Genomic DNA, 13,983 nt, shown 5'->3' with positions numbered 1-13,983 from the left:
CCCCAGAAGAGTTTTCCGCGTGCCCATTACCTTCCAGGCCTTGTTCGCCCCTGACCGCCTCGCTGTGCAGTTCGCCATCAAAACCGTGCTCGGCGGCGGCCTGGCGTTGTGGCTGGCGTTGCGCTGGGGCCTGGAGCAGCCGTCGTGGGCATTGATGACGGCGTTCATCGTCGCCCAGCCGCTGTCCGGCATGGTGGTACAGAAGGGCCTGGCGCGTTTGGTCGGTACTTTGGTCGGGACGATCATGTCGGTGGTGTTCATGGGATTGTTCGCCCAGGCACCGTGGTTGTTCTTGCTGGCGCTGGCGCTGTGGCTGGGTGTGTGCACGGGCTGTTCGACGCTGTTGCGCAGCGCCTGGTCGTATTCTTTCGTGCTGGCTGGCTACACGGTGGCGATCATTGCCTTGCCGGCCCTTTCCCATCCACTTGGGGTCTTCGACCAGGCCGTGGCGCGGTGTACCGAGATCAGCCTGGGCATTACCTGCGCCACGGCGGCCAGTGCCTTGCTCTGGCCGTTGCGGGTCGAACGACAACTGGCGGATCAGGCCCGTGCCGCCTGGCAGAGCGGCATGCAGGCGGCGCGTGCAACGTTGGCCGGCGATGCCCAGGCGCGCAAAGGCTTGCTCGAAATCCTCGGCAAGATCGTTGCTGTGGATGCCCAGCGCGAACACGCCTGGTTCGAAGGCAGCCTGGGCCGCCAGCGCGCCCGGGCCATCAGCGGCTTGAGCCAGAAACTGCTGATGCTGTTGCGTATTTCCCGTTCGGTGCGTCGGCAGTGGAAACAACTCGAACCTCAGGAGGCCGAAGCGCTCCAGCCGTGGATGGACGAGGTGCAGCAGGCGCTCGCTGCAGACAGCGCGACGCTCCAGGCCCTGCGGCCTCGGGTTCTGGATGCCTCTCATGACCTGCGGATCAGCTCGGCGCAAAGTTACTGCCTGGCTCGTTTCGCCTTGTTGCTCGATACCGCCCTGGCTGCCTGTGCCGCGCTCGCGGCCGTGCAGGAGGGCAGGGCCGCCGCCGATCCGCCGCGCACGCTGGCGCCGCACCGTGATCTGTCCCTGGCCATGGTATTCGGGGCCCGCAGCGCCCTGGCATTCCTGGCAGTAGCCTGTTTCTGGCTGGCGACCGCCTGGCCCGCCGCATCCGGTGCGCTGTTGCTCACGTGCGTGGTGTGCAGCCTGTTTGCCAGCCGCGAAAACGGTGCGCAGATCGGCATGAGTTTCCTGCGGGGTATTTTCCTCGCAGTGCCGACGGCGTTTGTCATTGGCGAGATTTTCCTGCCGCAATGGAGCAGTTTCGCCATGCTGTGCATGGCCATGGGCGTGCCGTTGTTCCTGGGGGCGCTGTGCATGGCCAAGCCGCCGCTCTACGCCACGGCCACCTCGTTCTGCCTGCACTTTGTGGTGCTGGTCTCGCCGCTCAATGCGATGAAGTACGACGTTTCGGCATTTTTCAACAACGCCCAGGCGATGATGATCGGCGTCGGCGCGGCGGTGCTGGCGTTCAAGCTGCTGATCCTGCGCAACCCGGCCTGGCATAGCCGTCGGCTGCTGGCCGCGACGCTGGACGATCTGGTCAGGCTGACCCATCGCAATCTGCGTGGTGCTGAAAGCTGGTTCGGTGGCCGCATGGCTGACCGGCTGCTGCAACTTGCGCGGCATTATCCCGAGCTGCCGGTGCCGGCGCGCAGCCGTTGGGACGACGGCTTGCTGGGCCTGGACGTCGGTGACGAGTTGCTGCATCTGCGCCTGAGCCTGGCCGTCGCCCAGATACCCGACAGCCCGGCCCAGCGCGAATATTTCGAAACCCTGGAGCAGGCGCTGGAACGCGGCCCCGGCGGCGATCAGGCCGAGGCTTTGGCCCAGGCAAGCGACGAATATCTGCGGGTGCTGTCGCAGCAACCGTCCAGCGATGCGCTGAAGCTCGCCCAAGGCGCGGTGGTGCAATTGCAGAACAGCTGGCGCGCCTGGTGCCGCCAGCACGAATCCGAAGAAGGGAAACATAGCCATGGGCTTGCGTGAATGGTCGATTGGCGGGGTGCTGCTCAGCCCGTTCCTGATTTATGTGGTCCTGGCCTTGCTGGCAACCGGGGCGCTGCGCCTGTTGCTCGGCCTGTTGCCGGTCGGGCGCTGGATCTGGCATGAAGCCTTGTTCGACTGCGCCCTGTACGTCTGTGTCCTGACTGTCATTACCCTGGTCCTCGGACCGTTATAAGGAGCTGAACATGCGTACACCCGTACGTGTCGCCGTCACGCTGGGCGTGGTGGCCGTGGCGATCTTCGCCGGGTTTCATCTGTGGCAGTACTACATGCTCACGCCCTGGACCCGGGATGCGCGAATCCGTGCCGACGTGGTGGTGGTCGCCCCTGACGTATCCGGTTGGGTGCGCGAACTCAAGGCCGTGGACAACCAGCAGGTCAAGGTTGGCGACCTGTTGTTGAGCATCGACCGCGAACGCTTCGAGGCCGCGCTGGAAAAGGCTCGCGCGGTGGTCCAGACCCGTCAGCAGCAGCTGAGCCTGCGTGAGCACGAAGCCAGCCGCCGCGCCGCCCTGGGGCCTCAGGCGATCAGCGCCGAGCTGCGGGAAAATGCCCAGATCAACGCCGGCATTGCCCGTGGCGAACTGCGCGAGGCCCAGGCCCAGGCCAAGGTCGCCGAGCTGAACCTGGCCCGCAGCCAGGTCCTGGCGCCACGCAGTGGTCATATCACCAATCTGCGCCTGGCCGAAGGCAACTACGTCAACGCCGGGCAACCGGTGATGGCGCTGATCGATGATTCGACGTTCTACGTGCAGGCCTATTTCGAGGAAACCAAATTGCCGAGGATCCGCGTGGGCGATCCGGTCAAGGTCTGGTTGATGAGCGCCGACCATGCGCTGGACGGCCATGTGGAAAGCATCAGCCGCGGTATCACCGACCGCAACACCAACCCCGATGCGCAATTGCTGGCAGAGGTCGAACCGACCTTCAACTGGGTGCGCCTGGCCCAGCGGATCCCGGTGCGGATCAAGCTCGACAAGGTGCCGGAAGGGGTGAGCCTGAGCGCGGGTATGACGGCGAGTGTGCAGGTGCAAGAGCGGCTGCAATAGCCGTCGCACTGCGGACTCCGTGGCGAGGGAGCTTGCTCCCGCTCGGCTGCGAAGCAGTCGTAAAAAGAACATCACGGTTAATCAGATTAAACGCGGTGGGCTTTTCTCAGGGGCGCTTCGCACCCCAGCGGGAGCAAGCTCCCTCGCCACGGGGAATCATGATCATCAGCCGATGCTGATCGCCGGCAACGTCGGCAACGTAACAGTCTGCTGCTTGCGCGGAGCCAGGATCTCGGCCTCGCCGTCCACCACCAGTTCATCGCGCTGATTGAACACGCGCGTGGCGATGCGCACGCGGAACTTCGGCAGTTTCTCGAGGATTTCCAGGCGCACGGTCAGGGTGTCGCCAATCTTCACCGGTTTCTGAAAGCTCATCTGCTGGCCGATATAGATGGTGCCCGGCCCAGGCAGCTCGCACGCCACCGCCGCGCTGATCAGCGCACCGCTGAACATGCCGTGGGCGATGCGTTCCTTGAACATGCTGGCGGCGGCGAACTCGGCGTCCAGGTGCACCGGGTTGTGATCGCCGGACATGGCGGCGAACAGCTGGATATCGCGCTCTTCGACGGTCTTGCTGTAGCTGGCGGTCTGGCCGACTTCGAGGGCTTCGTAAGGGATATTGGTAACCTGGGTCATGTCTGGATCCTGTAACAGGTAAAGGAAAAACGCTGCAAACCTACTCGCTACGTGGTGGCCGCTGGTGGCTCAGCGCCTGGGCAATCCAGGCCAGCACGTCGGCCGTCACTTCATCGCGGTTGGTTTCATTGAACAGTTCGTGCCGGGCCTGCGGATAGATCGTCAATTGCAGATGTTGATTGCCGGCGTCGCGCAGGGCATCGGCCAGATCTTTCAGACGCTTGCCTTCGCTCACCGGATCACATTCGCCGCCAATCACCAGCAACGGCAGGCCCGGATCGATCTGCGCGAGATTGGACGCTTTGCTGGTCTGCTGCAAGCCGCCGAGGAGGTCGATCCACAGCTGATTGGTACAACGAAAGCCGCACAGCGGGTCCTGGACGTATTTGTTCACTTCGGTCGGGTCGCGACTGAGCCAGTCGAAGGGCGTGCGCGCCGGTTTGAATTTCTTGTTGAAACTGCCGAATGACAGCCACTCGATGAGCGCGCTACGCCCCGTGGCTCCCTGGCGTCGACGTTCGAGGCGGGCGATCAGGCGCGCCGCGCGGTACAGCGCCACGGGCTGGAAATTCGAGCCGCTGAGAATCGCCCCGTGCAGGCTGGCGCTGTGGTGCAGCAGGTAACCCTGGGCGATATAGCTGCCCATGCTATGGCCCAGCAGGAGAATTGGTATTTCTGGATGTTGCTGGCCGATGTGCTGATTGAGGCTCGCGAGATCGCCGACCACCTTGGCCCAGCCGTCCTCGTCGGCAAAATGCCCCAGGACTGTTTCCTCGCCGGTCTTGCCGTGGCCGCGCAGGTCCGGTGCGTAGACACCATAACCTTCATCGCACAACGCCTGGGCCAGGCGCCCATAACGAGCGCTGTGTTCGGCCATGCCGTGGGCCAGCATGAGCACGGCCTGCGGGGCGGTTTCGGGCAACCATTGGTTGACGAAGATGCGCCTGTGATCGGTCGCGGTCAGCCAGAACGTTTGGTGGATCATGGCGGTTCCTTTGCACAAAGTCAGACGCAGCGTCGCTGCATTGTATAGCGCATCCGTCGCGTCTCGCCTGATCAGGTCACGGCAAGGGAGGAAGATTCACACGATCTATGACGCAAGTTGCCATATTTGCCTGATTGGCCATAGCTGCTAGTGTCCGAGGAGCTCCGCTGTGCAAGCGATACGCAAGCGGTCCCGGATACGTTCAGGTAAAGAGGACAAAAACAATGCAGCCTGATTTCTGGAATGACAAACGCCCGACCGGCGTGCCCTCGGACATCGACCTGGGTGCCTACAAGTCGGTTGTCGAGGTGTTCGAGCGTTCCTGCAAGAAATTTGCCGACCGTCCGGCCTACAGCAACATGGGGGTGACCCTCACCTACGCCGAGCTGGAGCGCTACAGCGCGGCCTTTGCCGGTTATCTGCAAGCCAATACCGACCTGGCGCCGGGCGATCGCATCGCCGTGCAGATGCCCAACGTCCTGCAATACCCGATCGCCGTCTTCGGTGCCCTGCGCGCCGGCCTGGTCGTGGTCAATACCAACCCGCTGTACACCCCGCGGGAAATGCGTCATCAGTTCAAGGACTCTGGTGCCCGGGCGCTGGTGTACATGAACCTGTTCGGGCAGAAGGTCCAGGAAGTGCTGCCCGACACCGACCTGCAATTTCTGATCGAAGCGAAGATGGGCGACCTGATGCCCACCGCCAAGGGCTGGCTGGTGAATACGCTGGTCAGCAAGGTCAAGAAAATGGTCCCGGCCTATTCGCTGCCCCAGGCGATTTCCTTCAAGAGCGCCTTGCGCCTCGGGCGAGGCCAGGGCATCAAGCCCCTGAACGTCAGCCTCGATGACATTGCCGTGCTGCAATACACCGGTGGCACCACGGGGCTGGCAAAAGGCGCGATGCTGACCCACGGCAACCTGGTCGCCAACATGCAGCAGGCCCGGGCGTGCCTGGGGCAGATCGGCGATGACGGCCAGCCGCTGTTGCGCGAGGGCCAGGAAGTCATGATCGCGCCGTTGCCGCTTTACCATATCTATGCGTTCACGGCGAACTGCATGTGCATGATGGTCACGGGCAACCACAACGTGTTGATCACCAATCCCCGGGACATCGGTGGCTTCATCAAGGAGCTGAAGAACTGGCGGTTCTCGCTGTTGCTGGGGCTCAACACGCTGTTCGTGGCGCTGATGGACCATCCTGATTTCAAGACGCTGGATTTTTCCAACCTCAAGGTCACCAACTCAGGCGGCACCGCGCTGGTCAAGGCCACGGCCGAACGCTGGAAGCAGCTCACCGGCTGTGGCATCACCGAGGGCTACGGCCTGACGGAAACCTCGCCGGTGGCCAGTGCCAACCCTTACGGCGGCAAGTCGCGCCTGGGTACGGTGGGGCTACCGGTGCCGGGTACGCTGATGAAGGTCATCAACGACGACGGCGTCGAGCTGCCCCTGGGCGAGCGCGGCGAGCTGTGCATCAAGGGCCCGCAGATCATGAAGGGCTACTGGAACAAGCCCGAGGCGACCGCCGAAGTGCTGGACAGCGAAGGCTGGTTCAAGTCCGGCGATATCGCGGTGATCGATCCCGACGGGTTTGTGCGCATCGTCGACCGCAAGAAAGACATGATCATTGTCTCGGGTTTCAATGTGTATCCCAACGAGATCGAGGACGTGGTCATGGCTCACCCGAAAGTCGCCAGTTGCGCGGTCATCGGCGTGCCGGACGAGCGTTCGGGGGAGGCGGTGAAACTGTTCGTGGTGGCCCGTGAGGCGGGCGTCAGCCTTGAAGAACTCAAGGCCTACTGCAAGGAGAACTTCACCGGCTACAAGATCCCCAAGCACATCGTATTGCGTGACTCGCTGCCGATGACGCCGGTGGGCAAGATCCTGCGGCGGGAGCTGCGCGATATCGCCTGAGGCGCTTGCCTCAATGGAAACCCCTGACCCTGTGGGAGCGAGCTTGCTCGCGATAGCGTTAGATCAGTGACAGAGATGTTGGCTGATCCATCGCTATCGCGAGCAAGCTCGCTCCCACAGTTGTTATGTGTGGATGCAATTACGCGGTCTTAGAATTTTTACTCTAAAAATGACCATTAGATTCTCTTGAGTCGGATTTGTGACTATAGGGCCCATTTTTGGCTCTAGTCGACCCTTGGCAAAGCTGCTACTCTCGGCGCGCTTTTGTGACTTCTCGGCCTTGATTCAAGCCAGATTCACCAACAAAACACACACCAATAATAATCGCATCAAATGCGGTGAAGAATTCGCGTTGCTGAGGAGTGGGCTTCCATGATTGAAGACTTTTGGAAGGATAAGTACCCAGCTGGGATTGCTGCCGACATCAATCCAGACGAGTATCCGAATATTCAGGCGGTGTTGAAGCAGTCCTGCCAACGCTTCGCCGACAAGCCGGCATTCAGCAACCTCGGCAAGACGATCACCTACGGTGAACTCTACGAATTGTCCGGTGCCTTTGCCGCGTACCTGCAACAGCATACCGATTTGCAGCCGGGCGATCGAATCGCCGTGCAGCTGCCCAACGTTCTCCAGTATCCGGTGGCCGTTTTCGGCGCGATCCGCGCCGGGCTCATCGTGGTAAACACCAATCCGCTGTACACCGCGCGGGAGATGGAACACCAATTCAACGACTCCGGCGCCAAGGCGCTGGTGTGCCTGGCCAACATGGCGCACCTGGCCGAGAACGTGGTGCCCAGGACCAGCGTCAAGCACGTCATTGTCACCGAAGTCGCCGACCTGCTGCCGCCGCTCAAGCGCCTGCTGATCAACAGCGTGATCAAGTACGTCAAGAAGATGGTCCCGGCTTACCATTTGCCCAAGGCCATCAAGTTCAACGACGTGTTGAGCAAGGGCCACGGCCAACCGGTGAACGAAGCCAACCCCACCAGCGATGACGTGGCCGTTCTGCAATACACCGGTGGCACCACTGGCGTGGCCAAGGGCGCGATGCTGACCCATCGCAACCTGGTGGCGAACATGTTGCAGTGCAAGGCATTGATGGGCTCCAACCTCAATGAAGGCTGCGAAGTGTTGATCACGCCGCTGCCGCTGTACCACATCTATGCGTTCACCTTTCATTGCATGGCGATGATGCTGATCGGCAACCACAACATCCTGATCAGCAACCCGCGCGACTTGTCGGCGATGGTCAAGGAACTGTCGAAGTGGAAGTTCAGCGGTTTTGTCGGCCTCAACACGTTATTCGTGGCCCTGTGCAATAACGAAGCCTTCCGCAAGCTGGACTTCTCGGCACTGAAGGTGACCTTGTCCGGTGGCATGGCGCTGCAACTGGCAGCGGCCGAGCGCTGGAAGGCGGTCACCGGCTGCCCGATCTGCGAAGGCTACGGCATGACCGAGACCAGCCCGGTGGCTACCGTCAACCCGATCCAGCACATCCAGGTCGGCACTATCGGCATTCCGGTGCCATCGACGCTGTGCAAGGTCATCAATGACGCGGGCGTCGAATTGCCACTCGGTGAAATCGGCGAATTGTGTGTGAAAGGTCCGCAAGTGATGAAGGGCTACTGGCAGCGCCAGGAGGCCACCGACGAGATCCTCGACGGTGAAGGCTGGCTCAAGACCGGTGATATCGCGCTGATCCAGCCGGACGGCTACATGCGCATCGTCGATCGCAAGAAGGACATGATCCTGATCTCCGGCTTCAACGTTTACCCCAACGAACTGGAAGACGTACTGGCCACCCTGCCGGGTGTGCTGCAGTGCGCGGCGATCGGTGTACCGGATGAAAAGTCCGGCGAGGCGATCAAGATTTTCATCGTCGTGCGTCCAGGGGCCACGCTCACCAAGGAACAGGTGATGGAGCACATGCGCGCCAACGTCACTGGCTACAAAGTGCCCAAGGCCGTGGAGTTCCGCAATGCATTGCCGACCACCAACGTGGGCAAGATACTGCGGCGCGAGTTGCGTGATGAAGAACTGAAGAAGCTGGGGCTGAAGAAATAAACCCGCCGCCAATGAAAAGCCCCGCTGATGCGGGGCTTTTTGTTACAAGGCTATGGCCTCGCGCGGGGCGGCCGTTGTGGCAATCGGGACTACAACCGAAACTGCGCAAAATCCAGGTTGGTGCCACCCGGCCGCATGTCTTGCAGGTAGGAATCCTTGTCGGCACTCAGTTCCAGGCTCAGGGCCGCCTTGCGTTTGCCCTGGTTGCGTACTTCCAGGCCTTCCAGTTTTTCCCGCAGGAACACCGTCGGCACTTTCAGGTGCAGCAGTTCATCGGTGGCGGGGGTGTGCAGCAGCAGGTGAATCCATTCGTATTGACCAATGGCCAGCCGGGCCACCGGAATGTCGAACCAGAAGATGTTGCGATTGCGGTTCAGTTCGCTGAAATGGCAATTGTTGACGCCCAGGACGGCGCCGCCCAGTTGCTGGTTCCTGCGGGCGATGGCCTGCTTTTTATCGAGTTTCATAACGTTCCTACGGAATTGGAGCTTCAGGTCGCAGCCTGAATACGTGGGGCATTCTCGGGGGTTGATCGGCAAACATAAAGCGCAACCTGCAGTCGCCGACGAAATCAGCCGCAGAAAAAATGAAACTCCCCGCAAACGGCCCCGGTCAACCTTTGTGTAATGACTTTTCTTACGGTTATTCACAGGAGAGACATGATGAGTAGCACGAGCGATAAAGTGAAGGGCGTTGCCAACGAAGCCGTCGGCAACATCAAGCAAGGCGTCGGCAAGGCCACCGATAACGACCGCATGCGCGCCGAGGGCGTGGTCCAGGAGAAAAAGGGTGAAGCCCAGCAAAACGTGGGCAAGGCCAAGGATGCCGTCAAGAAAGGCGTCGACGAGGCGTAACCGATCAGTTGAAACGTGATCGGAACGGTCATCTGCAGGTGGCCGTTTTCATGTCGACTCGAACTAGCACCGGGGGAAATTGTTCCAAAGTCGCCAACAGGTTACTTTGTCTTGCATAACCCGATGAGTCGCCAGGCGACCTTCCTTTTTTGCGGCGAAAGGAGACGCACATGATGTTCCCGGCCTTGAAAGGCTTGCCCCTGCACCGTGTGATGATGCGCACGGTGACCGAATTTCTCGACGACGAGATGTCGACGTACGCCTCCGCACTGGCTTACCAGATGTTGTTTTCGCTGTTCCCCTTCATTCTTTTCCTGATAGCCCTGATCGGTTTTCTGCACCTGCCGGATTTTTTCTCCTGGCTGCGCCTGCAATCGGAACTGGTGCTGCCGCCGCAGGCGCTGGAGCAGGTCAACCCGGTGATCGACCAGCTCCAGCAGTCCAAGGGGGGCCTGCTGTCGGTCGGTATCGTGATTGCGTTGTGGACCGCGTCGGCCGGCGTGCGGCTGATGATGAGCGCCATGAATGCCGCTTATGACGTGGTCGAAGGGCGTCCGGCCTGGAAGCGTTTTCCGCTGTCGATCCTGTACACCGTCGGCATTGCCGGCATGCTCCTGGCCGCCGCGGCGCTGATGGTGCTGGGGCCGCAGGTGATGGGCTGGATTGCCGCCCAGATCGGGCTGGAGGAATTCATTGTCACCGTCTGGACGCTCGCGCGCTGGCCGGTCATCGTGTTTTTGCTGATGGTCGCGGTGGCGCTGATCTATTACGTGATGCCCGACGTCAAACAGGAGTTTCGCTTCATCACGCCGGGCTCGGTATTGGCGGTGGTGGTCTGGATCATCGCGTCCCTGGGCTTCGCGTTCTACGTCAAGACCTTCGCCGACTACAACGCCATGTATGGCAGTATCGGCGCGATCATCGTGCTGTTGCTGTACTTCTATATCTCGGCGGCGGTACTGTTGCTCGGCGCTGAGATGAACGCGGTGATCGAGCACATGTCCGCCGAAGGCAAGGACCATGGCGAAAAGAGCCCCGGCGAGCATGAAAAACAGCATGTATCGGGCCTTGGGCGCGACCATTCCATTCCTCACAATCACACTGACGAAGCCCGACCATGATCCGCGAAATCCTGAAGATGGGCGACGAACGCCTGCTGCGCATCGCACCGCCGGTGCCGCCAGAAATGTTCGACAGTCCCGAGTTGTGGCAATTGATCGATGACATGTTCCAGACCATGGAAAGTGTCGGCGGTGTCGGCCTGGCGGCGCCGCAGATCGGCGTCGACCTGCAACTGGTGATCTTCGGCTTCGAGCACAGCGAGCGTTACCCGGATGCCGAGGCGGTGCCGCAGACCATCCTGATCAACCCGTTGATCACGCCGCTGAGCCCGCTGATGGAAGAGGGCTTCGAGGGCTGCCTGTCGGTGCCGGGGCTGCGCGGTGCAGTGGATCGCTACCAGCACATCCGCTATGAAGGTTTCGACCCGAAGGGCGAGCCGATCGTGCGCACCGCCTCAGGCTTCCACGCGCGGGTAGTCCAGCATGAATGTGATCACCTGATCGGCCGCTTGTACCCATCGCGCATCACCGACTTCAGCAAGTTCGGCTTCACCGAGGTGATGTTTCCGGAGCTGGATCCCTCGGCCGACGATTAGCTGAAGCCTACCCAAAACCCTGTGGGAGCGAGCTTGCTCGCGATTGCGGTGTGTCATCCAAATTGATGCAGCTGACCTGACGCCATCGCGAGCAAGCTCGCTCCCACACTGGGCTGAATGGGTCTTCACGGTCTTGCAGGCACCAACCCCATCGCAATCATCGGCTTGCTCCGCGCATACCGGCTCAGCCGTTCAGCCATCGCATAAGGCAGTTCCGGATCGAAGTCGAACCCGCGTCGCTCATAGAAGCCGCGCAGGTCAGGGTGGCAGAACAGCCACACCGGCGCCTCCACGCCTTTCACCGCCTTTTCTATCAACCGCGCCGCGATGCCTTGCGCGCGGAACGCCGGGTCGACGAACAACCCCGTCAACCAATACCCACCGGACACCGGTCGCAGGCACAGGGCCGCGACGATTTCATCGCGCCGCGCCACCCAGAGTTGCGCGTCGCGCACGGCTTTCATCGAGGATTGGTGGGCACGATAAAATTTGTTCATCAACGGCCAAAGCGATTCTTCGAGCGCTGCATAACGGATTTCGGACATGGCTGGGTCATGGCGAAGAGGGGGAGGCGATTATAAAAGAACGCGGCTGCAGGGATAGGTGTATACCTGAGGTACATCCCGTATGAGTGGAGTGCGTATCATGGCCAAAGGCATGGATTCAAAAAAAGCGGCAAAGAAAAAACCAGCGAAGAGCGCCGATGAAAAACGCGCCGACAAAAAAGCCAAGAAGGTCAATCTGTTCGGTCATTGAAACGCTGTCGACTCGGTTGGTCGCAGGTTTGAGGCGGAGGTTGAAACGCTCCGCTCAAACCCGCTGAGGTGATGTCGAGACGCTGCCAGATTCAGAGAGTGGCGAGGACGGTGCTCTCGGCAGGGTTCGTCGGCATGGTTCGACCGCATCCTGCCGGGGCCGCTCAGGTGCTTTCGCGGACCTTGAGTTCGAACCCCAGGTCCACCACCGGCTGGGCGATGCGGTTGCCAGCCATCAAGGTGAGCATCTGTTCAGCGGCACGGCGGCCGATGGCTTCCCGCGGGGTGCTGATGCTGCTCAAGCGCGGCACCATGTGGGCCGAGGCGGGAAGGTCGTTGAAACCGAGGATCGAAACCTGCTCGGGGATCCTGATACCGCTGCGCAACGCTTCGAGCAGTGCGCCGTGGGCCAGGTCGTCGTTGCCGAAGAAGATCGCATCGACGTCCGGGTGGCTGGCGAGCAACTGCAGGAACAACTCGCCGCCCAGGCCCACCGATGACGGACGCGGCGTGAGTATTTCCAGGTCCGGGTCGTAGAGCCCGGCCTCCTGTAATGCGCGCCGGAAACCTTCGCCGCGCAACAGCGTGCGCTGGTCCAGTTGCGCGCCGATGTAGGCCAGGCGCTTGCGGCCTCGGGAAACCAGGTGTTCGGCAGCGGTTTCGCCGGCCTTGAGCTGGGAGAAGCCCACACAGTTGAGGCCGGCGCCCGGGTCCAGTTCCATCATGTACACGCAGGGAATGTTGCTGGCCTCGATCATCCGTCGAGCGCTTTCGGTGCGGTCGAACCCGGTGAGCAACAATCCTCGCGGCTGATAGGCCATATAGTTGCGCAGCAGGTCCTCTTCTTCATCGCGGGAATAATGGTAATTGCCGATCACCACTTCGAAGCCCTTGGGCCGCAGCACGCGATGAATGGCTTCGAGGGTGTCGATGAACAACAGGTTCGACAACGATGGCACCAGCACCACCACCGAATGGCTCTGGGCCGAAGCCAGGGCGCGGGCGGCGGGGTTGACGACGTAGTTGAGTTCCAGGGCGGCCTGGCGGACCTTGTCCACCAGCTCGACGGCCACGGTGCTGACGCCGCGAAGGGCACGGGAGGCGGTGATCGGGCTGACCCCGGCCAGGCGTGCGACTTCGTTGAGCGTGGGGCGACCGGTGGTGCGAGTATTCTTATCGTTTTTAGGGGCGGTCATCAGGGCGGCTTGCCAAACAAAAATCAAGGCACTAAGGTAGCGCTGTCTCGGCGCGGCTGCAAATGCGTGAGCAGGGTTTGCCTGATCCCCTGTCCGCTGGCGTCGTGGACGTACATGCTGCAACCACAAAAATGACAAGAAGGCGTCGGCAACTTCTGCTTTTGCTGCGGTGTCATAACTGGCAAAGGTAGCGCTGTCTGCGCGCTGAGGTGTTACATGAATAATCCAATCACCGCCCTGGTCATCATGGGCGTTGCCGGTTGCGGCAAAACCTGCGTCAGCCAGGCCCTGTGCCAACTGAGCGGCGCCAGCGCCATTGAAGGCGACACTTTCCACCCCGCGGCCAACATCCAGAAGATGAGCGCCGGTATCCCCCTGAACGACGACGACCGTGCCGGCTGGCTCGACAGCCTGTGCGATGAGTTGCGCCGTGTCGACGCCATGGGCGCGCGCCCGGTGCTGACCTGCTCGGCCCTCAAGCACAGTTATCGCGAGCGCCTGCGCAGCGCCTTGCCGGGCCTGGGCTTCGTATTTCTTGAACTGACCCCGGAAGTAGCCGCTGATCGCGTGTCCCATCGCCCGGGCCATTTCATGCCGTCGACCCTGATCGACAGCCAGTTTGCCACCCTTGAATCTCCTGTCGGCGAGCCCCTGACCCTGGCTCTGGATGCGTCCAGCCACAGCGTTGATGAACTGGCCCGCCAGGCTTACGTCTGGTGGTTGGCCCACGGCCTGAAGCTCGCGAGCTGAAGCGTGAACAATTTGCGTCAGAAAGATAGCGCTGTCCCGACGGCTTGAAAATAACTGCTTCAATAACAACAACAAATCAGGAGACA

14 protein-coding genes are annotated in these 13,983 nt (G+C 61.2%); 9 read left to right on the top strand and 5 right to left on the bottom strand.

What is annotated here, in order from left to right; all coding sequences use genetic code 11:
• Positions 1 to 19: 19 nt before the first annotated feature.
• From J3P94_RS21410 to J3P94_RS21400, 3 genes are read left to right on the top strand one after another with little or no spacing between them, the layout of a single operon-like run.
• Positions 20 to 2,020 (top strand): FUSC family protein, encoded by a 2,001-nt coding sequence (locus J3P94_RS21410; protein WP_434569574.1) that lies wholly within the window; start codon positions 20 to 22, stop codon positions 2,018 to 2,020.
• Positions 2,007 to 2,213: a DUF1656 domain-containing protein gene (locus J3P94_RS21405; RefSeq protein WP_249873604.1), complete on the top strand. Its 207-nt coding sequence runs from the start codon at positions 2,007 to 2,009 to the stop codon at positions 2,211 to 2,213. Before J3P94_RS21410 ends, J3P94_RS21405 begins: the two co-directional genes overlap by 14 nt.
• A 10-nt stretch (positions 2,214 to 2,223) precedes the next feature.
• Positions 2,224 to 3,087 carry an efflux RND transporter periplasmic adaptor subunit gene (locus J3P94_RS21400; protein WP_434569573.1) on the top strand — a complete coding sequence of 288 codons (864 nt, stop codon included), beginning with the start codon at positions 2,224 to 2,226 and terminating at the stop codon, positions 3,085 to 3,087.
• Positions 3,088 to 3,252: 165 nt separating this feature from the next.
• Here J3P94_RS21400 and J3P94_RS21395 read toward each other — a convergent pair whose 3' ends face one another.
• Together J3P94_RS21395 and J3P94_RS21390 are read right to left on the bottom strand one after the other, a co-directional pair.
• Positions 3,253 to 3,723: a MaoC family dehydratase gene (locus J3P94_RS21395; protein ID WP_003227420.1), complete on the bottom strand. Its 471-nt coding sequence runs from the start codon at positions 3,721 to 3,723 to the stop codon at positions 3,253 to 3,255.
• Positions 3,724 to 3,763: 40 nt separating this feature from the next.
• On the bottom strand, positions 3,764 to 4,708 hold the full coding sequence (locus J3P94_RS21390; RefSeq protein WP_434569572.1) for a lysophospholipase: 945 nt from the start codon (positions 4,706 to 4,708) through the stop codon (positions 3,764 to 3,766).
• 224 nt (positions 4,709 to 4,932) lie between these two features.
• Here J3P94_RS21390 and fadD2 point away from each other — a divergent pair, with 224 nt between their 5' ends.
• Positions 4,933 to 6,621, top strand: a complete 1,689-nt coding sequence (gene fadD2 / locus J3P94_RS21385) for a long-chain-fatty-acid--CoA ligase FadD2 (RefSeq protein WP_434569571.1) — start codon at positions 4,933 to 4,935, stop codon at positions 6,619 to 6,621.
• Positions 6,622 to 6,993: 372 nt separating this feature from the next.
• Positions 6,994 to 8,685 (top strand): long-chain-fatty-acid--CoA ligase FadD1, encoded by a 1,692-nt coding sequence (gene fadD1, locus J3P94_RS21380; protein WP_434569570.1) that lies wholly within the window; start codon positions 6,994 to 6,996, stop codon positions 8,683 to 8,685.
• Between the two features lie 89 nt (positions 8,686 to 8,774).
• Here the strand turns inward: fadD1 and J3P94_RS21375 are convergent, their stop codons facing one another.
• Entirely contained in the window at positions 8,775 to 9,152 is a 378-nt protein-coding gene (locus J3P94_RS21375; RefSeq protein ID WP_305496313.1) for a hypothetical protein, read from the bottom strand.
• A 195-nt stretch (positions 9,153 to 9,347) separates the two neighbouring features.
• On the opposite strand from J3P94_RS21375, the gene J3P94_RS21370 reads away from it, so the two are divergent.
• The 3 genes from J3P94_RS21370 to def all read left to right on the top strand — a co-directional run bounded on the left by J3P94_RS21370 (position 9,348) and on the right by def (position 11,196).
• Positions 9,348 to 9,539: a CsbD family protein gene (locus tag J3P94_RS21370; protein WP_434569569.1), complete on the top strand. Its 192-nt coding sequence runs from the start codon at positions 9,348 to 9,350 to the stop codon at positions 9,537 to 9,539.
• Between the two features lie 170 nt (positions 9,540 to 9,709).
• Positions 9,710 to 10,660 carry a YihY/virulence factor BrkB family protein gene (locus J3P94_RS21365; protein WP_434569568.1) on the top strand — a complete coding sequence of 317 codons (951 nt, stop codon included), beginning with the start codon at positions 9,710 to 9,712 and terminating at the stop codon, positions 10,658 to 10,660.
• A complete protein-coding gene (gene def / locus J3P94_RS21360) occupies positions 10,657 to 11,196 on the top strand; it encodes a peptide deformylase (protein WP_434569567.1) in 540 nt (179 codons plus the stop codon). The genes J3P94_RS21365 and def overlap by 4 nt, the downstream gene beginning before the upstream one ends.
• A 125-nt stretch (positions 11,197 to 11,321) precedes the next feature.
• On the opposite strand, the gene J3P94_RS21355 is transcribed toward def, so the two are convergent.
• Together J3P94_RS21355 and J3P94_RS21350 are read right to left on the bottom strand one after the other, a co-directional pair.
• Positions 11,322 to 11,741 (bottom strand): GNAT family N-acetyltransferase, encoded by a 420-nt coding sequence (locus J3P94_RS21355; protein ID WP_434569566.1) that lies wholly within the window; start codon positions 11,739 to 11,741, stop codon positions 11,322 to 11,324.
• A 374-nt stretch (positions 11,742 to 12,115) separates the two neighbouring features.
• A complete protein-coding gene (locus tag J3P94_RS21350) occupies positions 12,116 to 13,147 on the bottom strand; it encodes a LacI family DNA-binding transcriptional regulator (RefSeq protein ID WP_434569565.1) in 1,032 nt (343 codons plus the stop codon).
• 216 nt (positions 13,148 to 13,363) lie between these two features.
• On the opposite strand from J3P94_RS21350, the gene J3P94_RS21345 reads away from it, so the two are divergent.
• Positions 13,364 to 13,897, top strand: a complete 534-nt coding sequence (locus tag J3P94_RS21345) for a gluconokinase (protein WP_434569564.1) — start codon at positions 13,364 to 13,366, stop codon at positions 13,895 to 13,897.
• Positions 13,898 to 13,983 lie beyond the last annotated feature (86 nt).

Source organism: Pseudomonas sp. Z3-8 (genome assembly GCF_051131975.1).
GTDB lineage: Bacteria > Pseudomonadota > Gammaproteobacteria > Pseudomonadales > Pseudomonadaceae > Aquipseudomonas.
The sequence above is the reverse complement of the archived record's forward strand: the minus strand, read 5'-3'. Positions and strand labels throughout refer to the sequence as shown.